The sequence below is a fragment of the Streptomyces sp. NPDC002643 genome (genome assembly GCF_053592555.1).
This window is the reverse complement of sequence record NZ_JBSFVY010000014.1, coordinates 221,139-244,461: the sequence shown is the minus strand read 5'-3', so window position 1 is coordinate 244,461 and position 23,323 is coordinate 221,139. Positions and strand designations below refer to the sequence as shown.

Below are 23,323 nucleotides of genomic sequence, written 5' to 3'. Positions count from 1 at the left end.
CCTCGTCCCGAAGACCCCGAAGACATCCCGCATTTGCTCAGCGGCATGACAAATGGTGAAGGGAGTGACCGGCGGGGGGAATGGGTCGTAACCGTCGAATACTTTCGAAGCACGGCCCACCCGGAGCGCCGGGGACGGACAGCCGAACCCCTACGGGCACAGCGAAAGGGCCCGTACGACCGAAGTCGTACGGGCCCCTTCAGACCTGCCGGGTCAGCCCTCGCGGGCCAAGATCACTTGTTGATCTTGGTGACCTGGCCGGCGCCGACCGTGCGGCCACCCTCACGGATGGCGAACTTCAGGCCCTCTTCCATGGCGATGGGCTGGATGAGCTCCACCTTCATCTCGGTGTTGTCACCCGGCATGACCATCTCGGTGCCCTCGGGGAGGGTCACCACGCCGGTCACGTCCGTCGTACGGAAGTAGAACTGCGGACGGTAGTTGTTGAAGAACGGCGTGTGGCGGCCACCCTCGTCCTTGGAGAGGATGTAGGCCTGCGCCTCGAACTCGGTGTGCGGGGTGACCGAGCCCGGCTTGATGATGACCTGGCCGCGCTCGACGTCCTCGCGCTTGATGCCACGGAGCAGCAGACCGACGTTCTCACCGGCCTGGCCCTCATCGAGCAGCTTGCGGAACATCTCGATGCCGGTGACCGTGGTGGTGGTCTTCTCGGTCTTGATACCGATGATGTCGACGGTCTCGTTGACCTTGAGGACACCACGCTCGATACGACCGGTGACGACGGTGCCACGACCGGTGATCGTGAAGACGTCCTCGATCGGCATCAGGAACGGCTTGTCGACGTCACGCTCGGGCTGCGGGATCGCCTCGTCGACGGCGGACATCAGGTCCAGGACCGACTGGCCCCACTCCTTGTCGCCCTCAAGCGCCTTGAGCGCGGAGACCTTGACGACCGGAACGTCGTCGCCCGGGAACTCGTACTCGGAGAGCAGCTCACGAACCTCAAGCTCGACGAGCTCCAGGATCTCCTCGTCGTCCACCATGTCGGCCTTGTTCAGGGCGACGACGATGTACGGAACGCCGACCTGGCGGGCCAGGAGCACGTGCTCCTTGGTCTGCGGCATCGGGCCGTCGGTGGCGGCGACCACGAGGATGGCGCCGTCCATCTGAGCGGCACCGGTGATCATGTTCTTGATGTAGTCCGCGTGACCGGGGCAGTCGACGTGGGCGTAGTGACGGGTCTCCGTCTGGTACTCGACGTGCGCGATGGAGATGGTGATACCGCGCTGGCGCTCCTCGGGAGCCTTGTCGATCTGGTCGAACGCCGAGGCCTCGTTCAGGTCCGGGAACGCGTCGTGCAGCACCTTGGTAATGGCGGCCGTGAGGGTCGTCTTACCGTGGTCGATGTGACCGATGGTGCCGATGTTGACGTGCGGCTTAGTCCGCTCGAACTTCGCCTTCGCCACTGGGGTCCTCCTGTGGAGTGGTTCTGAACGCCTTGCTTCATCGGCGCCAGGTGATCTTTGCTGGAAAGCCCGGGCCCCGGGGCAAACACCCGCGTTTGCGGGGGTTTGCCCCTCAAGGCTCCGGAGTCAAGCCTAAAGCGTGTGAACGCAGCGCGTGGAACGCGGTGGTTACTCGCCCTTGGCCTTCGCGATGATCTCCTCGGCGACGTTCCGCGGAACCTCGGCGTAGGAGTCGAACTGCATGGAGTAGCTGGCCCGGCCGGACGTCTTGCTGCGCAGGTCGCCGACGTAACCGAACATCTCCGAGAGGGGCACGAGGCCCTTCACGACGCGGGCACCGGCCCGCTCCTCCATGGCCTGGATCTGGCCACGGCGGGAGTTGATGTCGCCGATGACCTCACCCATGTAGTCCTCGGGCGTGGTGACCTCGACGGCCATCATCGGCTCAAGGAGCACGGGGGACGCCTTGCGCGCGGCCTCCTTGAAGGCCTGCGAACCGGCGATCTTGAAGGCCAGCTCGGAGGAGTCGACCTCGTGGTAGGCACCGTCGTGCAGCGTCACACGGACACCGGTCATCTCGTAACCGGCGAGGATGCCGAACTGCATGGCCTCCTGCGCACCCGCGTCCACCGAAGGGATGTACTCCTTGGGGATGCGGCCACCGGTCACCTTGTTGATGAACTCGTACGACGCGTCGCCGCCCTCGATCGGCTCGATGCCGATCTGGACCTTGGCGAACTGACCCGTACCACCGGTCTGCTTCTTGTGCGTGTAGTCGACGCGCTCGACGGCCTTGCGGATCGTCTCGCGGTACGCGACCTGCGGCTTGCCGACGTTGGCCTCGACCTTGAACTCACGGCGCATACGGTCGACCAGCACCTCAAGGTGCAGCTCGCCCATACCACCGATGATGGTCTGGCCGGTCTCCTCGTCCGAGTGGACCTGGAAGGAGGGGTCCTCCTCCGCGAGACGCTGGATGGCGACACCCAGCTTCTCCTGGTCGCCCTTGGACTTGGGCTCGATGGCGACCTGGATGACCGGCGCCGGGAAGTCCATGGACTCCAGGATCACCGGCTGCTTGTCGTCGCACAGCGTCTCACCGGTCGTGGTCTGCTTCAGACCCATCACGGCGATGATGTCGCCGGCGCCCACCGAGTCGATCTCCTCACGCTTGTTCGCGTGCATGCGGTAGATCTTGCCGATGCGCTCCTTCTTGCCCTTGACGGAGTTCAGCACCGAGGTGCCGGACTCCAGGCGGCCCGAGTAGACCCGGACGAAGGTGAGCTTGCCGAGGTGCGGGTCGCTCATGATCTTGAACGCCAGCGCGGACAGCGGCTCGTCGTCGGACGGCTTGCGCTTGACGACCTCCTCCGGGTCCTTCACGTCGTGGCCCTCGATGGCCTCGACGTCCAGGGGGGAGGGGAGGTAGCGCACGACCGCGTCGAGCAGGGGCTGAACGCCCTTGTTCTTGAACGCGGTGCCACAGAACACCGGGGTGACCGTGACGTCCTTGGACTTGCCGGACGCGATGGTGATACGACGGATCGCGGCGTACAGCTGCTCCTCGGTGGGCTCGACGCCCTCCAGGTACAGCTCCATGATCTCTTCGTCGTTCTCGGCCACGGACTCCAGCAGCTTGCCGCGGTACTCCTCGGCAGCCTCGGCGTGGGTGTCCGGGATGTCGACGACGTCGTACATCTCGCCCTTGGTGGCCTCGGCGGACCAGACGAGCGCCTTCATGCGGACCAGGTCCACGACGCCCTTGAAGTCGGCCTCGGCACCGATCGGGAGCTGCATGACGATCGGCTGCGCGCCCAGGCGGTCCGAGATCATGTCCACACAGCGGTGGAACTCGGCGCCCGTGCGGTCGAGCTTGTTGACGAAGCAGATACGCGGAACGCCGTAGCGGTCCGCCTGACGCCACACCGTCTCGGACTGCGGCTCGACACCGGCGACGCCGTCGAACACCGTCACGGCACCGTCGAGCACGCGCAGCGAACGCTCCACCTCTACGGTGAAGTCGACGTGGCCCGGGGTGTCGATGATGTTGATGGTGTGGTCGACGTCCTCCAGCGGCCAGTGACAGGTGGTGGCAGCAGAGGTGATCGTGATGCCACGCTCCTGCTCCTGCTCCATCCAGTCCATGGTGGCAGCGCCGTCGTGGACCTCACCGATCTTGTAGGACACACCGGTGTAGAACAGAATCCGCTCGGTGGTGGTCGTCTTGCCCGCGTCGATGTGGGCCATGATCCCGATGTTGCGGACCTTGGCCAGGTCAAGTGAAGTGGTAGCCATAAGGCTTCAGTCTTCTCTCGGTCTCGATGGGGTCTGCGACTACCAGCGGTAGTGCGCGAAGGCCTTGTTGGACTCGGCCATCTTGTGGGTGTCCTCGCGCTTCTTCACAGCGGCACCGAGGCCGTTGGAGGCGTCGAGAAGCTCGTTGAGCAGACGCTCGGTCATGGTCTTCTCGCGACGGGCGCGGGAGTAACCGACCAGCCAGCGCAGCGCGAGCGTGTTGGCACGACCGGGCTTGACCTCGATCGGAACCTGGTACGTCGCACCACCGACACGGCGGGACTTGACCTCAAGGGTCGGCTTGATGTTCTCCAGAGCGCGCTTCAGCGTGATGATCGGGTCGTTGCCCGTCTTCTCGCGAAGGCCCTCCATGGCGCCGTAGACGATGCGCTCGGCGGTGGAGCGCTTGCCGTTCAGCAGCACCTTGTTGATGAGCGACGTGACAAGAGGAGAACCGTAGACCGGGTCGATGATGACCGGGCGCTTCGGGGCGGGGCCCTTACGAGGCATTCTTACTTCTCCTTCTTGGCGCCGTAGCGGCTGCGGGCCTGCTTGCGGTTCTTGACACCCTGGGTGTCGAGCGAACCGCGGATGATCTTGTAGCGAACACCCGGCAGGTCCTTCACACGGCCACCGCGCACGAGCACGATGGAGTGCTCCTGCAGGTTGTGACCCTCACCCGGAATGTAAGCGGTGACCTCGATGCCGCTGGTCAGACGCACACGCGCGACCTTACGCAGGGCCGAGTTCGGCTTCTTCGGGGTGGTCGTGAACACACGCGTGCAGACGCCACGACGCTGAGGGGAACCCTCAAGTGCGGGCGTCTTGTTCTTCTCGACCTTGTCCTGCCGGCCCTTGCGGACCAGCTGCTGGATCGTAGGCACTACTTCTCCGGTTTCTGTGTGCCGAATTGGTACAGCTAACCTGGAACTTCACCGACCCACGCGGTCGGGTGTGTCGAACCCGGCGGAGCCCCTCCGGGGAGGGAAGGCACGGATCGCGGTGGCCGTTGACTGGCTCCGTCCTGTGCGGTGTAAAGGCACGCACGGGAGCCAGGGCACACCCCAGGCACAAGGTCTGAGCGTACCTATCGCATTCGCTACGGTCAAAACAAATGGGCGGCGACAGGTTTAGGGGACCGGGGCGCCTGCTCGCCGTGGGTTCAGCGGGGGTGTACGGCGCGTGCGGCCCACGCGGGGATCGACAGGCCGGCGCTCGTCATCCGCTGCTCGACGACACCCCGGCGATCATCATGATCATCAGGAAGAAGGCCCAGCCCGCCACCGACAGCCACCCCAGAATGAGGCCGGCCAGGGCGAAGCCCTCACCGCCCTCCCCCGTGCGCTTGATCTCGGCCTTCGCCGTGTGGCCCAGGATGACGGCCGGGATGCCCGTGAGCCCCATCGTCATGGTCGTCAGCACCCCGCAGACCATCGCCCCCACGGCCTTGCCGTTGGTGGCCGGAGGGGGGATCGGGGCCGGCATGAAGGTACGCGGCACCATGGGCGCCATCGGGCCCATGACGGTCGGCTGCATCGCCGAGGGCCCCTGGGGCAGATCGGCGACGAGGAGAGCCAACTCCCCCACCGTACGGGCCTTGTAGGCCCTCTCTACGCGCCTCTCGTACTCGTCCTGCTGGAGGCGGCCCTCACCGAAACCGGCCCGCAGGACATCCACGGCACGCTCACGATCGGCATGGGCGGCGAGCAGGGACGGGCTGCTGCCCTGCGCCTGCCAAGGCATCGGCTGCCACGACGGGTTCGACACAAGAACACTCCCCCGGACTGGTTGAGCCTCCATCATCCTCCAACGCACGACCCACGGCATCGGTTCCCATGCCCCTGTTGTGTCTCGTTTCCGCCACACAACGGCACGGACGACACGCCGAAGGGCGGCCACCCCGTGCGAAACGGAGTGGCCGCCCTTCAGCGGACGTACGCCCTACTGGCTGCAGGAACCCTTACTGGTTGTACGGACCGTAGTCGTAGTCCTCCAGCGGGACGGCCTGGCCGGAGCCGGTGCCGAACGGGGAGTAGTCGATGTCGTCGTAGCCGACGGCCGAGTACATCGCGGCCTTGGCCTCCTCGGTCGGCTCCACCCGGATGTTGCGGTAGCGGGACAGACCCGTACCGGCCGGGATGAGCTTACCGATGATGACGTTCTCCTTGAGGCCGATGAGCGAGTCGGACTTGGCGTTGATCGCCGCGTCCGTGAGGACTCGCGTCGTCTCCTGGAAGGACGCCGCCGACAGCCAGGACTCCGTGGCCAGCGAGGCCTTGGTGATACCCATGAGCTGCGGACGACCGGAGGCCGGGTGACCGCCCTCCTGGACCACACGACGGTTCTCGGTCTCGAACTTCGACCGCTCGACCAGCTCACCGGGCAGCAGCTCGGCGTCACCGGACTCGATGATCGTCACACGGCGCAGCATCTGCCGGATGATGATCTCGATGTGCTTGTCGTGGATCGACACACCCTGCGAGTTGTACACCTTCTGGACCTCGCCGACCAGGTGGACCTGGACGGCACGCTGACCCAGGATGCGCAGCACGTCGTGCGGGTTGGTGGCACCCACGGTGAGCTTCTGGCCCACCTCGACGTGCTCGCCCTCGCTGACCATCAGACGGGCACGCTTGGAGATGGGGTAGGCCATCTCGTCGCTGCCGTCGTCCGGGGTGACGACGATCTTCTTGGTCTTCTCGGTCTCCTCGATCCGCACGCGGCCGGAGGCCTCGGAGATCGGGGCGACACCCTTCGGGGTACGGGCCTCGAAGAGCTCGACGACACGCGGCAGACCCTGGGTGATGTCGTCACCGGCCACACCACCGGTGTGGAAGGTACGCATCGTCAGCTGGGTGCCGGGCTCACCGATGGACTGGGCGGCGATGATGCCGACCGCCTCACCGATGTCGACCAGCTTGCCGGTGGCCAGCGAGCGGCCGTAGCACATGGCGCAGGTGCCGACGGCGGACTCGCAGGTCAGGACCGAGCGGGTCTTGACCTCGGCGACGCCCTGGAGGATCAGCTCGTCGATGAGCACATCGCCCAGGTCGGTGCCGGCCGGGGCCAGCACCTTGCCGTCGACGACGATGTCCTCGGCGAGGCAGCGCGCGTACACGGACGTCTCGACGTTCTCCGCCTTGTGCAGCACGCCGTCGACGAGTTCCGCGATGTGGAGCTTGAGGCCGCGGTCGGTGCCGCAGTCCTCCTCGCGGATGATGACGTCCTGCGAGACGTCCACCAGACGACGGGTGAGGTAACCCGAGTCGGCGGTACGCAGGGCGGTGTCGGCGAGACCCTTACGGGCACCGTGCGTGGAGATGAAGTACTCCAGAACGGACAGACCCTCACGGAAGGACGCCTTGATGGGACGCGGGATCGTCTCGTTCTTGGCGTTCGACACAAGACCACGCATACCGGCGATCTGACGCATCTGCATCATGTTGCCTCGTGCACCCGAGTTCACCATCATGAAGATCGGGTTGGTCTTCGGGAAGTTGTCGTTCATCGCCTCGGCGACCTCGTTGGTCGCCTTGGTCCAGATCGCGATGAGCTCCTGCGTGCGCTCGTCCTTGGTGATCAGACCGCGCTCGTACTGCTTCTGGACCTTCTCGTCCTGCGCCTCGTAGCCCTTGACGATCTCCCTCTTCGCCTCGGGGACGACGACGTCGGAGATGGCCACGGTGACACCGGAACGGGTCGCCCAGAAGAAGCCGGACGCCTTCAGGTTGTCGAGCGTCGCCGCCACGATGACCTTGGGGTAGCGCTCGGCGAGGTCGTTGACGATCTCGGAGAGCTGCTTCTTGCCGACCTCGTAGTCGACGAACGGGTAGTCCTCGGGCAGCAGCTCGTTGAAGAGCGCGCGGCCCAGCGTGGTCTTCAGGGTGAAGGTGTCACCCTGCTGCCACTCGGGCTCACCCTCCTCACGTGCCGGCGGGGTCCAGCCGCGCGGCGGGATGGTGCCCACCGGGAAGCGGATGTCCACGCGCGACTGCAGCGACAGCTCACCGGCGTCGAACGCCATGATCGCCTCGGCCACGGAGGAGAAGGAGCGGTCCTCGCCCTTCACGTCCCGCATCTCGCCGTCGGTGGTGAGGAAGAACAGACCGAGGACCATGTCCTGGGTCGGCATCGTCACCGGACGGCCGTCGGCCGGCTTGAGGATGTTGTTCGAGGACAGCATCAGGATGCGGGCCTCGGCCTGCGCCTCCGCGGACAGCGGCAGGTGCACGGCCATCTGGTCACCGTCGAAGTCCGCGTTGAACGCGGTGCAGACGAGCGGGTGGATCTGGATGGCCTTGCCCTCGACCAGCTGCGGCTCGAAGGCCTGGATGCCGAGGCGGTGCAGGGTGGGAGCACGGTTCAGCAGCACCGGGTGCTCGGCGATGACCTCTTCGAGGACGTCGTACACGACGGTGCGGCCGCGCTCGACCATGCGCTTGGCGCTCTTGATGTTCTGCGCGTGGTTGAGGTCCACGAGCCGCTTCATCACGAACGGCTTGAACAGCTCCAGCGCCATCGCCTTCGGCAGACCGCACTGGTGCAGCTTCAGCTGCGGACCGACGACGATCACGGAACGCGCGGAGTAGTCCACACGCTTGCCGAGCAGGTTCTGACGGAATCGGCCCTGCTTGCCCTTCAGCATGTCGCTGAGGGACTTCAGCGGGCGGTTACCGGGACCGGTGACCGGACGGCCGCGACGACCGTTGTCGAACAGGGCGTCGACGGCCTCCTGGAGCATGCGCTTCTCGTTGTTCACGATGATCTCGGGCGCGCCGAGGTCGAGAAGCCGCTTCAGTCGGTTGTTCCGGTTGATCACACGGCGGTACAGGTCGTTCAGGTCGGAGGTCGCGAAGCGGCCACCGTCCAGCTGCACCATCGGGCGGAGGTCCGGCGGGATGACCGGCACGCAGTCCAGCACCATGCCCTTGGGGCTGTTGCTGGTCTGCAGGAACGCGGAGACAACCTTGAGGCGCTTGAGCGCACGGGTCTTCTTCTGGCCCTTGCCGGTGCGGATGATCTCGCGGAGGCGCTCGGCCTCCTCGTCCAGGTCGAAGGACTCCAGGCGCTTCTGCAGCGCCGCGGCACCCATCGAACCGTCGAAGTACGTGCCGAAGCGGTCACGCAGCTCGCGGTAGAGGAGCTCGTCGCCCTCCAGGTCCTGGACCTTGAGGTTCTTGAACCGGGTCCACACCTCGTCGAGACGGTCGATCTCGCGCTGCGAACGGTCGCGCAGCTGCTTCATCTCACGCTCGGCGCCCTCGCGCACCTTGCGGCGCACATCGGCCTTGGCGCCCTCGGCCTCCAGCTCGGCCAGGTCGGTCTCAAGCTTCTTGGCGCGGGCCTCAAGGTCGGCGTCCCGGCGGTTCTCGATCTGCTGCCGCTCGACGGAGACATGCGCCTCCAGGGAGGGCAGGTCGCGCGTACGGCGCTCCTCGTCGACGTACGTGATCATGTACGCCGCGAAGTAGATGACCTTCTCCAGGTCCTTCGGGGCGAGGTCGAGGAGGTAGCCCAGCCGCGACGGAACGCCCTTGAAGTACCAGATGTGGGTGACGGGAGCGGCCAGCTCGATGTGGCCCATCCGCTCACGGCGCACCTTGGCGCGAGTGACCTCGACACCACAGCGCTCACAGATGATGCCCTTGAAGCGGACACGCTTGTACTTGCCGCAGTAGCACTCCCAGTCCCGGGTCGGACCGAAGATCTTCTCGCAGAAGAGTCCGTCCTTTTCGGGCTTCAGGGTGCGGTAGTTGATCGTCTCGGGCTTCTTGACCTCGCCGTGGCTCCACTGCCGGATGTCGTCCGCGGTGGCCAGGCCGATCCGGAGCTCGTCGAAGAAGTTGACGTCGAGCACTATGCGTCAATCCCTCTCAGGGTTGTAAGTCTTTGGTCTGATACGGGGGTCCTGGGGCCGGAGACCTTCGAAGTGAAGGTCTCCGGACTCCCGTCAGACCTCTTCGACGCTGCTCGGCTCACGCCGGGACAGGTCGATGCCGAGCTCCTCCGCAGCGCGGAAGACGTCCTCGTCGGTGTCACGCATCTCGATGGACATACCGTCGCTGGACAGCACCTCCACGTTCAGGCAGAGCGACTGCATCTCCTTGATGAGCACCTTGAAGGACTCGGGGATGCCGGGCTCGGGGATGTTCTCGCCCTTGACGATGGCCTCGTAGACCTTCACGCGGCCGGTGACGTCGTCGGACTTGATGGTCAGCAGCTCCTGGAGGGCGTACGCGGCGCCGTAAGCCTCCAGCGCCCACACCTCCATCTCACCGAAGCGCTGGCCACCGAACTGAGCCTTACCACCCAGCGGCTGCTGGGTGATCATCGAGTACGGGCCGGTCGAGCGGGCGTGCAGCTTGTCGTCGACCAGGTGGTGCAGCTTGAGGATGTACATGTAGCCGACGGAGATCGGGTCCGGGAAAGGCTCACCCGAACGGCCGTCGAACAGCCGCGCCTTACCGGTCGGGAGCACCATGCGCTCGCCGTCGCGGTTGGGGATGGTGTGCTGGAGCAGACCCGCGAGCTCGTCCTCACGCGCACCGTCGAAGACGGGGGTGGCGACGTTGGTGCCCGGGGCGACCTGGTCGGCCTCGATGGCCTGCAGGCGCTGCGCCCACTCCTCGCCGAGCCCGGAGACGTCCCAGCCGCGGCTGGCGAGCCAGCCGAGGTGGATCTCCAGGACCTGTCCCGGGTTCATTCGGGACGGCACACCGAGGGGGTTGAGGATGATGTCGACCGGGGTGCCGTCCTCCAGGAACGGCATGTCCTCGATCGGCAGGATCTTGGAGATGACGCCCTTGTTGCCGTGCCGGCCGGCGAGCTTGTCACCGTCGGTGATCTTGCGCTTCTGCGCCACGTACACGCGCACCAGCTGGTTGACACCGGGGGGAAGCTCGTCGCCCTCCTCGCGGTCGAAGACGCGGACGCCGATGACCTTGCCGGTCTCGCCGTGCGGCACCTTCAGCGAGGTGTCACGGACCTCACGGGCCTTCTCACCGAAGATCGCGCGGAGCAGGCGCTCCTCGGGGGTCAGCTCGGTCTCACCCTTCGGGGTGACCTTGCCGACGAGGATGTCACCGGCGATGACCTCGGCACCGATCCGGATGATGCCGCGCTCGTCGAGGTCGGCGAGGACCTCCTCGGAGACGTTCGGGATGTCCCGGGTGATCTCCTCGGGGCCGAGCTTGGTGTCACGGGCGTCGACCTCGTGCTCCTCAATGTGGATCGAGGAGAGGACGTCGTCCTGCACGAGGCGCTGCGACAGGATGATCGCGTCCTCGTAGTTGTGACCCTCCCACGGCATGAACGCGACCAGCAGGTTCTTGCCGAGCGCCATCTCGCCGTTCTGGGTGGCCGGACCGTCGGCGAGGACCTGGCCCTCGATGATCCGGTCGCCCTCGTTGACGATGACCTTCTGGTTGACCGAGGTGCCCTGGTTGGAGCGGGCGAACTTGGCCAGCCGGTACGTGATGTACGTGCCGTCGTCGTTGGCGGTGGTGATGTAGTCCGCGGAGACCTCCTGGACCACACCCGCCTTCTCGGCCTTGACCACGTCGCCGGCGTCGACGGCGGAGCGGTACTCCATGCCGGTGCCGACGAGCGGGGACTCGGACTTAATCAGCGGCACGGCCTGACGCATCATGTTCGCGCCCATGAGGGCACGGTTGGCGTCGTCGTGCTCAAGGAACGGGATCATGGCGGTCGCGACCGACACCATCTGGCGCGGCGAGACGTCCATGTAGTCGACGTCTTCGCCGCCGACGTAGTCGACCTCGCCGCCACGGCGGCGGACGAGCACGCGGCTCTCCTCGAAGCGGAGGTCGCTCGTCAGCGGCGCGTTGGCCTGCGCGATGACGAAGCGGTCCTCTTCGTCGGCGGTCAGGTAGTCGACCTCGTCGGTGACCTGGCCGTCGTTCACCTTGCGGTACGGGGTCTCGACGAAACCGAACGCGTTGACCCGGCCGTAGGAGGCGAGCGAGCCGATCAGACCGATGTTCGGGCCTTCGGGCGTCTCGATCGGGCACATACGGCCGTAGTGCGACGGGTGCACGTCACGGACCTCGAAGCCGGCCCGCTCACGGGAGAGACCACCCGGACCAAGGGCCGACAGACGGCGCTTGTGGGTGAGACCCGACAGCGGGTTGTTCTGGTCCATGAACTGCGACAGCTGGCTGGTGCCGAAGAACTCCTTGATGGAGGCGACGACCGGCCGGATGTTGATCAGGGTCTGCGGCGTGATCGCCTCGACGTCCTGGGTCGTCATGCGCTCACGGACGACTCGCTCCATACGCGCCAGACCCGTACGGACCTGGTTCTGGATGAGTTCGCCGACGCTGCGCAGACGACGGTTGCCGAAGTGGTCGATGTCGTCGGTCTCGACGACGATCGTGCCGCCGCTGTCGCCGACCGTCTCGGTCTCGCCGGCGTGCAGCTTCACCAGGTACTTGATCGTCGAGATGACGTCCTCGACGGTCAGGACGCCCGCGTCGAGCGGAGCCTCCGCACCCAACTTCTTGTTGACCTTGTAGCGGCCGACCTTGGCGAGGTCGTAGCGCTTGGGGTTGAAGTACAGGTTTTCAAGGAGCGTCTGCGCGGCCTCACGCGTGGGGGGCTCGCCCGGACGCAGCTTGCGGTAGATGTCGAGCAGCGCGTCGTCCTGGCCCTGGGTGTGGTCCTTCTCCAGGGTGGCGCGCATGGACTCGTACTCGCCGAACTCCTCCAGGATCTGCTCGGTGGTCCAACCGAGGGCCTTGAGGAGGACGGTCACGGACTGCTTGCGCTTGCGGTCGATACGGACACCGACCATGTCACGCTTGTCGATCTCCATCTCCAGCCAGGCACCCCGGGACGGGATGATCTTGGCGGAGAAGATGTCCTTGTCGGACGTCTTGTCGATGGAGCTGTCGAAGTAGACACCGGGCGAACGGACCAGCTGCGACACCACGACACGCTCGGTGCCGTTGATGACGAACGTGCCCTTGTTCGTCATGAGCGGGAAGTCGCCCATGAAGACCGTCTGGGACTTGATCTCACCGGTCTCGTTGTTGGTGAACTCCGCCGTCACGAAGAGCGGGGCGGCGTAGGTGAAGTCGCGCTCCTTGCACTCGTCGATCGAGTTCTTCGGCGGCTCGAAGCGGTGGTCGCGGAACGTCAGGGACATCGACCCGGAGAAGTCCTCGATCGGGGAGATCTCCTCGAAGATCTCCTCCAGACCGGACTTGGTGGGGACGTCCTGTCCGTTCTCCAGAGCCTCCTCGACCCGACTCTGCCAGGCGGTGTTGCCGAGCAGCCAGTCGAAGCTCTCGGTCTGCAGCGCGAGCAGGTTGGGAACCTCGAGAGGCTCCTTGATCTTTGCAAAAGAGATGCGCAGCGGGGCGGTGCTGGCGCCGTTGTTCGTATTCGCGGTCGAGGCGTTGCGCGAGGCGGCCAAGAGGGGGTCCTTCCGAGGGCTCGGACTCACTACGCGCGTACCGGCCCCCTCGACCGGGCGCGGAGATGGAAAGCCCCAGGTCGGGGACGTCCAATCGTCGGTGCTCGAGCGAGGGCATGCCCCTGGTGACGGGCAGGAGGCAGCTAACAGGCAGCGCAAAGGGTCAGTGTAGCCACTTGGCACACTGATGTCCAGTGCGGGTTTTCGGAGCCTCGGAAACCCTCGTTGTTCCTCAACTGCTGCGGCAAGCCACGCCCTCGATGCACATCGATACTGCCCTCTTCGTCGCCGATCCATGCCTCGGATGCGGATCGTTGTGACGACGCGTCCTGAGAATTGCGCGCTGCGTGCGGTTCGTCAAGGCCCCCCATGCCCGATCCAGGTGCTGCGATCGTCACTCGCGGCCGGTCACCGGGGGTGCTCGGAGGCACGACGAAGATCACCATACTCGTCGCCACCGACAGTGCAAGGCAGCCGTCACTCGATGTCCCGGAACACCGAAAGGCGACCACCCACATGGGTGATCGCCCTTCAGTACGTCCGCGTTACAGCCCCTTGCTCAAAGGCTCGAAACGGTGCGGCGAAGTCACGCGACCCGGAGGCCACGCGGCCGGAGTCCGTACGGACCCGGAAAGGTCTTACTTGACCTCGACGGAGGCACCGGCGCCCTTGAGGGACTCGGCGGCCTTCTCGGCGGCCTCCTTGTTGACCTTCTCCAGAACCGGCTTCGGCGCACCGTCGACCAGGTCCTTGGCCTCCTTCAGGCCGAGGGAGGTCAGCTCACGCACGACCTTGATGACCTGGATCTTCTTGTCGCCGGCGCCGGTGAGGACGACGTCGAACTCGTCCTTCTCCTCGACGGCCTCGGCACCACCGGCGGCACCGCCGGCGGCCGGGGCGGCGACGACGGCCGCGGCAGCGGCGGTGACGTCGAACTTCTCCTCGAACGCCTTCACGAACTCGGAGAGCTGGATCAGGGTCATGTTCTCGAACTCGGCGAGCAGTTCGTCCTGGGTGAGAGCCACGATGGCTTTCCTTCCACTAAATCGGCTGGTGCCGGATGTACATGTCTGGCGGGCGTGCGCCTTGCGGCGTTACTGCGTAGACGTTCGGCCCGCTACGACCACTGCCTCGGGGCTCAGCGCCTCAGGCGGCGGTCATTTCGCGAGCCGAGTTACTCGGCACCGCCCTGCTCGTCCTGCTTGGCGCGAAGCGCGTCCACGGTGCGGACGAGCTTCGACGGGAGCGCCTGGAAGACCTGAGCAGCCTGGGTCTGCTTGCCCTTCAGGGCGCCCGCCAGCTTGGCGAGCAGAACCTCGCGGGACTCAAGGTCCGCGAGCTTCTTGATCTCGTCGGCGGACAGCGCCTTGCCGTCAAGGACACCGCCCTTGATGACGAGGTTCGGGTTGTCCTTGGCGAAGTCACGAAGACCCTTCGCCGACTCCACCGGGTCACCGGTGACGAAGGCGACCGCCGTCGGACCGTTGAACAGGTCGTCGAGCGTCGTGATCCCGGCCTCGTTGGCCGCAATCTTGGTCAGCGTGTTCTTCACCACGGCGTACTGGGCGTTCTCACCGAGCGAACGACGCAGCGTCTTGAGCTGCGCCACGGTGAGACCCCGGTACTCGGTCAGCACGGCGGCGCTTGAGCTACGGAACTGCTCCGTGAGCTCGGCCACCGCGGCAGCCTTGTCGGGCCTTGCCATAGAGCGTCGGCCTCCTTCCGGGTGATGGGACCGCTCGGAAGGGGCTGGAGCAAAAACGAAACGCCCCGGCGCAGGCGCACGGGGCGTGACTCAACCGAACAGATCCCGCCTTCGAGCGGAACTCATCCAGGAGCAACTTCCACAGTCACCTGCGCGGGTCGTCCGCAGTTCAGCGGTTCCTTCGGCCGCCGCGCCCTCGGGATGAGCACACGGCAACGACCAGCGGTCTTTGGCTTCTCCGGAAGAGTACGGGACCGCGTCCCCGTCAAGCAAATCCGCTCCGCGGGCCGGTGGCGGGGACCGAGCGGCCGCGGCTCAGACGTCGGAGCCCTGCGGCTCAGACGTCTGAGCCGGAATCCAGCCCGGTCGTGTCCACCTCGCCGAACGTGCTGTCGTCGAAGGCGCTCTCGTCGCCGGAGTCGCCGCCCAGGTCCTTCAGCATCTCGAAGAGGTCGAAGGTCTCGGCGGCCGGCGGCACCTCGACCTCGGCCTCGGCGCCGAAGTCGGAGAGCTTCATGCTCATGTCGACGTCGCCCTGGGGGGTTTCCATCGCGACGTCCATCCGGACCGGCAGGTCGTCCTCGTTGACCCAGACCTCGGTGTCGTAGCCCTCGATGCCGGACTTCTCGATGTTCTCAAGGAGTTGCTCGCGCTCCTTGGGCTTCAGGAAGTCCGGTCCGTCGTTGCTCTCCATCATCTCCTTGACGGTGAGCCTGCCCTTGTAGTGCTGGGTCTCCACGCCGTCGATCTTCTCGCTGCCGACGTGCTTGAGGTTGGGCGATTCCAGGAGCAGGGCGAGCTGTTCCACCGGGTTCTGGTTCATGTTCTCCAGGCCCGAGGTCATGGCCCTGGTGGCCTCCTCGCTCCCGGAGGCCTCGGCGGCGGCCGCGAGGTCCATCTTCATCCAGCGCTTGCCGTCCATGTCCTTGGCGGCGGCTGCCCCCATGTCCATGTACATGACGTTGTCGCGCCAGATCATCCGGATCTGCTCCGGCGCGTCCGGCTCGGTGGCGAGCATGGAGCCCTTCATCGTCAGGTCCATGACCGTCGGGTCCCAGCCCATGACCCCGGTCATCGTCATGTCGCCGCCGCCGGCGCTGTCGAGAGCCCCCGGTATCGACATGGTCATCTCGACCTTGGCGGACTTGGCCTCGGCGGTCTTCTCGTACGCCACGGTCAGGACCTCGGTGGCGCTCCGGGCGATCCCGGAGGCACCGCCCTTCTTCTCGGTGTCCGTCCCGGCGCTGCAGCCGACGGCCCCACCGACGATCACCAGGGCCGCGACCCCGGCGAGCTTCTTCCCACGCCGTGTGTGTACGGAAATCCCCATCGTTTCCCCCCGGAGAACGCAAAGAACATTGTGTCGAATACAAGGAAGTGGGCCGAGCGTAGCCCACGCCTCGCTCCGGTTGCCCCGATTTCCCGGACGGCCCCTGCGGCAGGCCGGAAACGGGCGCGGGCCCCACAACCCCCCGGAAAAGGGGTGTGGGGCCCGTGAACCCGATGGGTGAGCCTTCAGGCTCAGACCGCGGCCGGGTCCTCCTCGACAAGGAGGTTGCGGGTGCGGTTGGGGTCGAGCTGGATGCCGGGGCCCATCGTGGTGCTGATGGCGGCCTTCTTGATGTAGCGGCCCTTGGCGGCGGACGGCTTGAGACGGGTGATCTCCTCAAGCGCGGCCGCGTAGTTCTCCACCAGCTTGGTGTCGTCGAACGACGTCTTGCCGATGATGAAGTGCAGATTCGAGTGCTTGTCGACGCGGAACTCGATCTTGCCACCCTTGATCTCGGTGACAGCCTTGGTGACATCCGGGGTCACGGTGCCGGTCTTGGGGTTCGGCATCAGACCACGGGGACCGAGGACACGGCCGAGACGACCGACCTTGCCCATGAGGTCCGGGGTGGCGACGACGGCGTCGAAGTCCAGACGGCCCTTCGACACCTCGTCGATGAGCTCGTCGGAGCCGACGATGTCGGCGCCCGCGGCGAGTGCGGCCTCGGCACGGTCACCGGTCGCGAAGACCAGGACCCGGGCGGTCTTACCGGTGCCGTGCGGGAGGTTCACGGTGCCACGGACCATCTGGTCGGCCTTGCGAGGGTCGACACCCAGACGGAAGGCGACCTCGACGGTGCCGTCGAACTTGGTCGTGGAGGTCTCCTTGGCGAGACGGACGGCCTCGAGCGGGGCGTACAGCTTCTCCCGGTCGATCTTGGCGTCCGCAGCGCGGAGAGCCTTGCTGCGCTTGCTCACAACTGCTCCTGTGTGTTCTGAAAGGAGTCGTGGTACGGGCCGAGCAGGCCCTGCCACGTGCGACTGCCATACGGCCGCCGCAGGGGTTCTACGAAGGTTGAGGTCAGCCCTCGACCGTGACGCCCATGGAACGCGCGGTACCGGCGATGATCTTCGCGGCGGCGTCCAGGTCGTTGGCGTTGAGGTCGGGCAGCTTGGTCTGGGCGATCTCGCGGACCTGCGCCTCGGTGATCTTGGCGACCTTGGTCTTGTGCGGCTCGCCGGAGCCCTTCTCGATGCCCGCGGCCTTGAGGATCATCTTGGCGGCCGGAGGCGTCTTGGTGACGAAGGTGAAGGAGCGGTCCTCGTAGACCGTGATCTCCACCGGGATGACCCAACCGCGCTGCGACTCGGTCGCGGCGTTGTAGGCCTTGCAGAACTCCATGATGTTGACGCCGTGCTGACCCAGCGCCGGGCCGACCGGCGGAGCCGGGTTGGCGGCGCCGGCCTGGATCTGGAGCTTGATGAGCCCCGTGACCTTCTTCTTCTTGGGAGGCATTGCTCTCCGGGTCCTTTCGATTCGAGTGCGCCCTCATCCAGGTTCGCGTCCCGGTTGAAGGCATACCGCACAACGATAACGGGTATAGATGCAGGCCCAAAAACGAGCAGGTCAGGAAGGCCATCCGAGGGCCGACCTGACCTGCTGTTTTGGGTCTCTGCTCAGTTCTTCTGAATCTGGTCGAACGAAAGCTCGACCGGCGTCTCACGTCCGAAGATCTCCACCAGACCCTTGACCTTCTTGGAGTCGGCGTTGATCTCGTTGATCGTGGCCTGCAGCGTGGCGAACGGACCGTCGGTGACGGTGACCGAGTCGCCGACCTCGAAGTCCAGCACCTGGACCTCGACCTTGCGGGCGGGCGCCGGCTTGCCCTCGGCCTCCGCGGCCTCACGGGCGGCCTTCTCCTCGGCCTCCGGAGCGAGCATCTTGACGATCTCGTCCAGGGTCAGCGGGTACGGGTCGTAGGCGTTGCCCACGAAGCCGGTGACACCGGGGGTGTTGCGGACGACGCCCCAGGACTCGTTCGTCAGGTCCATGCGCACCAGGACGTACCCGGGGAGCTTGTTCTGACGGATGGTCTTGCGGTCGCCGTTCTTGATCTGGACGACCTCTTCCTGCGGCACCTCGGCCTGGAAGATGTAGTCCTCGACGTTCAGCGAGACGGCGCGCTGCTCCAGGTTGGTCTTCACCCGGTTCTCGTAACCGGCGTACGTGTGGATGACGTACCACTCGCCGGGCAGGGTCCGCAGTTCCTCGCGGAGGGCCTGGACGGGGTCGACCGGCTCGGCCTCTTCCTCGTCGGCTTCTTCCCCGTCGGCGGCTTCCTCGGTGGCCTCTTCGGCCTCGGCCTCGTCAGCGTCCTCGACGTGCAGGGCGGCTTCCTCGGCCGGCTCCCCCGCCTCGGCTTCGGCAGCCTCGAACTCGTCGACCTCGTCCGCTCCCTCGACGATGTCGAGCTCATCATCCACGGACTCGACGGCCTCCCCGCGAGACTCGATGGCGTCGTTCAGGTTCGGGTCAGACACGGTGGCTGCTTCTTCCTGGATACATGGGGGTGGAACGCGCGAAAGGGGCGCCTGGCACGGCGCCCTTCGCAGTCGGCTCAGCCGAAGACGTACTTGGCCGCCTTGTCGAGTCCGAAGTCAATCACAGTCACCAGACCGATCATGATGACGACGAAGATGATGACCACAGTCGTGTAGGTGGTCAGCTGGGAGCGGGTGGGCCAGACGACCTTCCGCAGCTCCGCGACGATCTGACGGTAGAAGAGCGCGAGACGCTTCAGCGGGCCCTTCTTGGCGCGCTTGCCGCCCTTGCGGGTCTTCTTCTTGTCCTCCGGCGCCTCGTCCTGGGCATCAGGCGTGTCGATGGAGCCCACGGCGTCCGTCATTCATCCTCACCTGATTCCGGTCCGGGTCGTGGCCGTGCCGCGCCCGGTCTGAGCCGCACGGCGGAACATTGCTGTACGTACATGCGTCACACATCCTGGCGTGAGGAGTGTGTAGCAGGGCCGGAGGGACTTGAACCCCCAACCGCTGGTTTTGGAGACCAGTGCTCTACCAATTGAGCTACGACCCTTTGTGGTTCTCCCCAAACGTACCGCATCCGGTCGGGTGCTCGGTGTGCACCCGCTGAGTGCGGCCGGTGGAGGCCAACGAGGTGAGAGTGTACGTGGTCCGGCGGCCGACGTCGAACAGAAAGTGGCCGTAAGGGCGTTGCCGGTCGAAGATCGCCTGTCGCGGGGCCCGATTCCGGACGGCTGTTCAATCGCTGTTCAGTCTGTGAAACCCGCGTGCCGGACAGGTTTCGGGTCTGGAACGATGGCCCCATGAGCGCTGCAATCCCTCCCACCGAGCGCCGGGTCTCCGCCCGAGTCGGCGCGATCTCCGAGTCCGCCACCCTCGCCGTGGACGCCAAGGCCAAGGCCCTCAAGGCCGCCGGGCGTCCGGTGATCGGCTTCGGCGCCGGTGAGCCCGACTTCCCGACCCCGGACTACATCGTCGAGGCGGCCGTCGAGGCCTGCAAGAACCCGAAGTACCACCGGTACACCCCGGCCGGGGGGCTGCCCGAGCTGAAGGCCGCGATCGCCGCGAAGACGCTGCGCGACTCGGGCTACGAGGTGGACGCCTCGCAGATCCTGGTCACCAACGGCGGCAAGCAGGCCATCTACGAGGCCTTCGCCGCGATCCTCGACCCGGGCGACGAGGTCATCGTCCCGGCCCCGTACTGGACGACGTACCCGGAGTCGATCCGTCTCGCGGGCGGTGTCCCGGTCGAGGTCGTCGCGGACGAGACCACCGGGTACCGGGTCTCGGTGGAGCAGCTGGAGGCGGCCCGTACGGAGCGGACCAAGGTCGTCCTCTTCGTGTCGCCGTCGAACCCGACGGGCGCGGTGTACACCGAGGCGCAGACCGAGGCGATCGGCCGCTGGGCGGTGGAGCACGGTCTGTGGGTGATGACGGACGAGATCTACGAGCACCTCGTCTACGGTGACGCGGCCTCCGTGTCGCTGCCGGCGCTGCTGCCGGAGCTGCGCGACAAGTGCGTCGTGGTCAACGGTGTGGCGAAGACGTACGCCATGACCGGTTGGCGCGTGGGGTGGGTCATCGGTCCGAAGGACGTGGTGAAGGCCGCGACCAACCTCCAGTCGCACGCCACGTCGAACGTGTCGAACGTCGCCCAGGTGGCGGCCATCGCGGCGGTCTCCGGTGATCTGGAGGCGGTCGCGAAGATGCGCGAGGCCTTCGACCGTCGCCGCCAGACGATCGTGCGGATGCTCAACGAGATCGACGGCGTCCTCTGCCCGGAGCCCGAGGGCGCGTTCTACGCCTACCCGTCGGTGAAGGCACTGCTCGGCAAGCAGATCCGCGGCAGGCGCCCGGCCTCCTCGGTGGAGCTGGCCGAGCTGATCCTTGAGGAGGCCGAGGTCGCGGTCGTCCCGGGAGAGGCGTTCGGCACCCCCGGCTATCTGCGGCTCTCGTACGCGCTGGGTGACGAGGACCTGGTCGAAGGCGTCTCCCGCATCCAGAAGCTGCTGGCGGAGGCGCGGGACTGACGTCCTGAGCGTCCGCTCGCGGGGAGGACCTGGGAAATTTCCCAGGTCCTCCCCGCTTCATTTGTGCGAGCAAGACCACGTTCGGGGAATCCGCTACCGGTCCGGCTCGGACGTACGGCAGGATCGGCCAATGGAGCAAGTACGTGATCTCTCCGCACTGCCGAAGGCCCATCTGCACCTTCACTTCACCGGGTCGATGCGTCCGGGGACCGTTCTGGAGTTGGCCGACAAGTACGGTGTGCGGCTGCCCGAGGCGCTGACGGAGGCGCTGACCAGTGGGGAACCGCCGAGGCTGAGGGCGACGGACGAGCGGGGCTGGTTCCGCTTCCAGCGGCTGTACGACTCGGCGCGTTCGTGTCTCAGGGAGCCCGACGACATCCGGCGGCTGGTGCGGGAGGCGGCGGAGGAGGATCTGAGGGACGGCTCGGGCTGGCTGGAGATCCAGGTGGACCCGACGTCGTACGCGCCGCGTCTGGGCGGGCTGATCCCGGCGCTGGAGATCATCCTGGACGCGGTGGAGACGACCTCGCGGGAGACCGGGCTCGGTATGCGGGTGCTGGTGGCCGCGAACCGTATGAAGCACCCCCTGGACGCGCGCACGCTGGCCCGGCTGGCGGTGCGGTACGCGGACCGGGGTGTCGTCGGCTTCGGGCTGTCGAACGACGAACGCCGGGGTATGGCGCGGGACTTCGACCGGGCCTTTTCCATCGCGCGGGAGGGCGGTCTGCTGTCGGCCCCGCACGGCGGCGAGTTGACCGGCCCGTCCTCGGTGCGTGACTGCCTGGACGACCTGCACGCGAACCGGGTGGGCCACGGGGTGCGCGCGGCGGAGGACCCCGGGCTGCTGAAACGGCTCGTGGACAGGGGTGTGACCTGCGAGGTCTGCCCCGCCTCGAATGTCGCCCTCGGCGTCTACGAGAAGCCGCAGGACGTCCCCCTGCGCACCCTCTTCGAGGCCGGCGTCCCCATGGCCCTGGGCGCCGACGACCCTCTGCTGTTCGGCTCCCGTCTCGCCGCGCAGTACGAGATCGCCCGCCATCACCACGCTTTCACGGACGAGGAGTTGGCCGAGTTGGCACGGCAGTCCATCAGGGCGTCGGCCGCGCCGGAGGAGGCACGGGCGAAGTTGCTGACGGGTGTGGACGAGTGGCTGGCGGCGGAGCCGACCGTCAGCCGGTGAGCGCGAGCCGGCCCCTCAGCCGGTGGCTCCGGTGGGGTCGGTGAGGCCGGTGAGCAGGGTGCGGGCCAGGCGGGCGGCGAACTCGTCGACGGGCGGGCGGGCATCCTCGGCGGCGTCGTAGGCGAACGCCCGCTGGGCGCAGGCGCCGAGCAGCAGGGAGGCGGCGGCGAAGGTGTCGGCGTCCTCCGCGACCCGTCCTCTCGCCCGCTCGGCCCGCAGATACGCGTCCAGCGACTCGATGGGCACATGCGGCCCCATGCCCAGCCCGCGCATCGCGTCGTCGTGCCGTCGTTTGAGCTGGGTCTCGGCGTAGAGCGAGGCGGCGATCGGGAAGCTCTGCTCGTAGAACAGGGCGGCCTGGCGGGCGATGCCGGTGAGGTTCTCCTCCAGCGTGCCGCCGCCCGGTTCGTCGGTGAGCGCCCGCAGCAGGGGGTTCAGCCGGGGCAGCCGTTCGGTGAGGACGCGGATGAACAGGTCCTCCTTGCTGTCGAAGTGCTTGTAGAGCGCGGCCTCGGAGCATGCGGCGGCCCGCGCGATCTCCTTGGTCGTGGTGCGCGCGAGGCCGACCGTGAGCATCAGTTCATGCGCGGCGTCGAGGATGCGGACCCGGGCCGGCTTGTTCTCCATGCGTCATTCCCTCGTCTTCTTGTCTTCGGTCTCTGCGTCTTCTGTCTCGATGTCTTCTGCCTCTTGTGCTCTGCCCCTTGACGGGTGAGTGAGTGCTTACCCACTCTAGAGGAGGCAGGGGTGAGTGAACACTCACCCACTCGATTCGGATGCAGGGGGATTTCCCATGAGGCTCACCGTTTTCGGAGCCACCGGCGGCATCGGTGGCCAGCTCGTCCGACAGGCCCTTGACGCGGGACACGAGGTCACGGCGGTCGTCCGGGACCCCGCTCGGCTGGAGGTGGCCGGCGCTCCCGGGCTTGAGGTGGTCCGCGCCGATCTGACCGACCCGGGGGCGCTGCGTCCGGCGGTCGCGGGTCGGGACGCGGTGCTGTCGGGGCTCGGCGCGCGGGGCCGCAAGGACGCCGGGGTGGCGACGCGGCTGACCCGTACGGTGCTGGACGCCATGGAGGCGGAGGGGGTGCGGCGGCTGGTGGTGGTGAGCGCCGCGCCGGTGGGCCCGGAGCCGAAGGACGGGCCCCTCGACCGAGGCATGCGCGCCCTGGTCTCCGCCGTCCTGAAGGACGTCTACGCCGATCTGCGGGAGATGGAGACCGCGCTGGCGCACAGCGCGACGGACTGGACCGTCATCCGGCCCCCGAGGCTCCAGGACAAGCCACTCACCGGCCGCTACCGGACGGTCGTCGGCGGTTTCCCGCCCCGGGGCCGCTTCATCGCCCGCGCGGACGTGGCCCACGCGATGCTGACGCTGATGGGGGACACGGGTGCGGTGAAGCAGGGGGTGGGGGTCGCGTACTGAGCGGCGGCTGTGCG

General features: G+C 66.6%; 18 protein-coding genes and 1 tRNA gene. 3 read left to right on the top strand and 16 right to left on the bottom strand.

Annotated features, from left to right (window positions below):
• Positions 1 to 233: 233 nt before the first annotated feature.
• The 15 genes from tuf to ACWD4G_RS22820 form a co-directional block, all read right to left on the bottom strand.
• The gene (gene tuf / locus ACWD4G_RS22890; protein WP_451296178.1) at positions 234 to 1,427 is read right to left on the bottom strand and encodes an elongation factor Tu; all 1,194 of its coding nucleotides are present in this window, start codon (positions 1,425 to 1,427) and stop codon (positions 234 to 236) included.
• 168 nt (positions 1,428 to 1,595) lie between these two features.
• Positions 1,596 to 3,722 carry an elongation factor G gene (gene fusA, locus ACWD4G_RS22885; protein ID WP_451296176.1) on the bottom strand — a complete coding sequence of 709 codons (2,127 nt, stop codon included), beginning with the start codon at positions 3,720 to 3,722 and terminating at the stop codon, positions 1,596 to 1,598.
• Positions 3,723 to 3,761: 39 nt separating this feature from the next.
• The gene (gene rpsG / locus ACWD4G_RS22880) at positions 3,762 to 4,232 is read right to left on the bottom strand and encodes a 30S ribosomal protein S7 (protein ID WP_003992340.1); all 471 of its coding nucleotides are present in this window, start codon (positions 4,230 to 4,232) and stop codon (positions 3,762 to 3,764) included.
• Positions 4,233 to 4,234: 2 nt separating this feature from the next.
• Positions 4,235 to 4,606 (bottom strand): 30S ribosomal protein S12, encoded by a 372-nt coding sequence (gene rpsL / locus ACWD4G_RS22875; RefSeq protein WP_003948652.1) that lies wholly within the window; start codon positions 4,604 to 4,606, stop codon positions 4,235 to 4,237.
• 334 nt (positions 4,607 to 4,940) lie between these two features.
• Complete coding sequence (locus ACWD4G_RS22870; RefSeq protein ID WP_451296251.1) at positions 4,941 to 5,465, bottom strand: DUF1707 and DUF4190 domain-containing protein; 525 nt, start codon at positions 5,463 to 5,465, stop codon at positions 4,941 to 4,943.
• A 217-nt stretch (positions 5,466 to 5,682) separates the two neighbouring features.
• Positions 5,683 to 9,579: a DNA-directed RNA polymerase subunit beta' gene (locus tag ACWD4G_RS22865; protein ID WP_451296174.1), complete on the bottom strand. Its 3,897-nt coding sequence runs from the start codon at positions 9,577 to 9,579 to the stop codon at positions 5,683 to 5,685.
• A 93-nt stretch (positions 9,580 to 9,672) separates the two neighbouring features.
• Complete coding sequence (rpoB, locus tag ACWD4G_RS22860; protein ID WP_451296172.1) at positions 9,673 to 13,158, bottom strand: DNA-directed RNA polymerase subunit beta; 3,486 nt, start codon at positions 13,156 to 13,158, stop codon at positions 9,673 to 9,675.
• Between the two features lie 638 nt (positions 13,159 to 13,796).
• Positions 13,797 to 14,186, bottom strand: a complete 390-nt coding sequence (rplL, locus tag ACWD4G_RS22855) for a 50S ribosomal protein L7/L12 (RefSeq protein WP_451296249.1) — start codon at positions 14,184 to 14,186, stop codon at positions 13,797 to 13,799.
• 146 nt (positions 14,187 to 14,332) lie between these two features.
• Entirely contained in the window at positions 14,333 to 14,863 is a 531-nt protein-coding gene (rplJ, locus tag ACWD4G_RS22850; protein ID WP_046731104.1) for a 50S ribosomal protein L10, read from the bottom strand.
• Between the two features lie 337 nt (positions 14,864 to 15,200).
• Positions 15,201 to 16,193 (bottom strand): hypothetical protein, encoded by a 993-nt coding sequence (locus ACWD4G_RS22845; protein WP_451296169.1) that lies wholly within the window; start codon positions 16,191 to 16,193, stop codon positions 15,201 to 15,203.
• 191 nt (positions 16,194 to 16,384) lie between these two features.
• Positions 16,385 to 17,110, bottom strand: coding sequence for a 50S ribosomal protein L1 (gene rplA, locus ACWD4G_RS22840; protein WP_451296167.1), 726 nt, complete (start codon positions 17,108 to 17,110; stop codon positions 16,385 to 16,387).
• A gap of 103 nt (positions 17,111 to 17,213) precedes the next feature.
• Positions 17,214 to 17,648 (bottom strand): 50S ribosomal protein L11, encoded by a 435-nt coding sequence (rplK, locus tag ACWD4G_RS22835; protein ID WP_316750050.1) that lies wholly within the window; start codon positions 17,646 to 17,648, stop codon positions 17,214 to 17,216.
• A gap of 161 nt (positions 17,649 to 17,809) precedes the next feature.
• Positions 17,810 to 18,673, bottom strand: a complete 864-nt coding sequence (nusG, locus tag ACWD4G_RS22830) for a transcription termination/antitermination protein NusG (protein WP_451296165.1) — start codon at positions 18,671 to 18,673, stop codon at positions 17,810 to 17,812.
• Positions 18,674 to 18,750: 77 nt separating this feature from the next.
• Entirely contained in the window at positions 18,751 to 19,038 is a 288-nt protein-coding gene (gene secE / locus ACWD4G_RS22825; protein WP_009313784.1) for a preprotein translocase subunit SecE, read from the bottom strand.
• 115 nt (positions 19,039 to 19,153) lie between these two features.
• Positions 19,154 to 19,226: transfer RNA gene (locus ACWD4G_RS22820), tRNA-Trp, on the bottom strand.
• Between the two features lie 250 nt (positions 19,227 to 19,476).
• Between ACWD4G_RS22820 and ACWD4G_RS22815 the strand changes: the two genes are divergently transcribed.
• Together ACWD4G_RS22815 and ACWD4G_RS22810 are read left to right on the top strand one after the other, a co-directional pair.
• Positions 19,477 to 20,703 (top strand): pyridoxal phosphate-dependent aminotransferase, encoded by a 1,227-nt coding sequence (locus ACWD4G_RS22815; RefSeq protein ID WP_451296163.1) that lies wholly within the window; start codon positions 19,477 to 19,479, stop codon positions 20,701 to 20,703.
• Between the two features lie 130 nt (positions 20,704 to 20,833).
• Positions 20,834 to 21,883, top strand: a complete 1,050-nt coding sequence (locus tag ACWD4G_RS22810) for an adenosine deaminase (protein ID WP_451296161.1) — start codon at positions 20,834 to 20,836, stop codon at positions 21,881 to 21,883.
• 15 nt (positions 21,884 to 21,898) lie between these two features.
• Here the strand turns inward: ACWD4G_RS22810 and ACWD4G_RS22805 are convergent, their stop codons facing one another.
• Positions 21,899 to 22,510 (bottom strand): TetR/AcrR family transcriptional regulator, encoded by a 612-nt coding sequence (locus tag ACWD4G_RS22805; protein ID WP_451296159.1) that lies wholly within the window; start codon positions 22,508 to 22,510, stop codon positions 21,899 to 21,901.
• A gap of 166 nt (positions 22,511 to 22,676) precedes the next feature.
• Between ACWD4G_RS22805 and ACWD4G_RS22800 the strand changes: the two genes are divergently transcribed.
• On the top strand, positions 22,677 to 23,309 hold the full coding sequence (locus ACWD4G_RS22800) for an NAD(P)-dependent oxidoreductase (protein ID WP_451296157.1): 633 nt from the start codon (positions 22,677 to 22,679) through the stop codon (positions 23,307 to 23,309).
• Positions 23,310 to 23,323 lie beyond the last annotated feature (14 nt).

Bases quoted from the DNA above. Each gene is read 5' to 3' on its own strand.
- rplJ (WP_046731104.1), bottom strand. From the start codon at position 14,863: ATGGCAAGGCCCGACAAGGCTGCCGCGGTGGCCGAGCTCACGGAGCAG.
- ACWD4G_RS22815 (WP_451296163.1), top strand. From the start codon at position 19,477: ATGAGCGCTGCAATCCCTCCCACCGAGCGCCGGGTCTCCGCCCGAGTC.
- secE (WP_009313784.1), bottom strand. From the start codon at position 19,038: ATGACGGACGCCGTGGGCTCCATCGACACGCCTGATGCCCAGGACGAG.
- ACWD4G_RS22845 (WP_451296169.1), bottom strand. From the start codon at position 16,193: ATGGGGATTTCCGTACACACACGGCGTGGGAAGAAGCTCGCCGGGGTC.
- fusA (WP_451296176.1), bottom strand. From the start codon at position 3,722: ATGGCTACCACTTCACTTGACCTGGCCAAGGTCCGCAACATCGGGATC.
- ACWD4G_RS22870 (WP_451296251.1), bottom strand. From the start codon at position 5,465: ATGCCTTGGCAGGCGCAGGGCAGCAGCCCGTCCCTGCTCGCCGCCCAT.
- ACWD4G_RS22800 (WP_451296157.1), top strand. From the start codon at position 22,677: ATGAGGCTCACCGTTTTCGGAGCCACCGGCGGCATCGGTGGCCAGCTC.
- ACWD4G_RS22805 (WP_451296159.1), bottom strand. From the start codon at position 22,510: ATGGAGAACAAGCCGGCCCGGGTCCGCATCCTCGACGCCGCGCATGAA.
- rplK (WP_316750050.1), bottom strand. From the start codon at position 17,648: ATGCCTCCCAAGAAGAAGAAGGTCACGGGGCTCATCAAGCTCCAGATC.
- rpsG (WP_003992340.1), bottom strand. From the start codon at position 4,232: ATGCCTCGTAAGGGCCCCGCCCCGAAGCGCCCGGTCATCATCGACCCG.
- ACWD4G_RS22810 (WP_451296161.1), top strand. From the start codon at position 20,834: ATGGAGCAAGTACGTGATCTCTCCGCACTGCCGAAGGCCCATCTGCAC.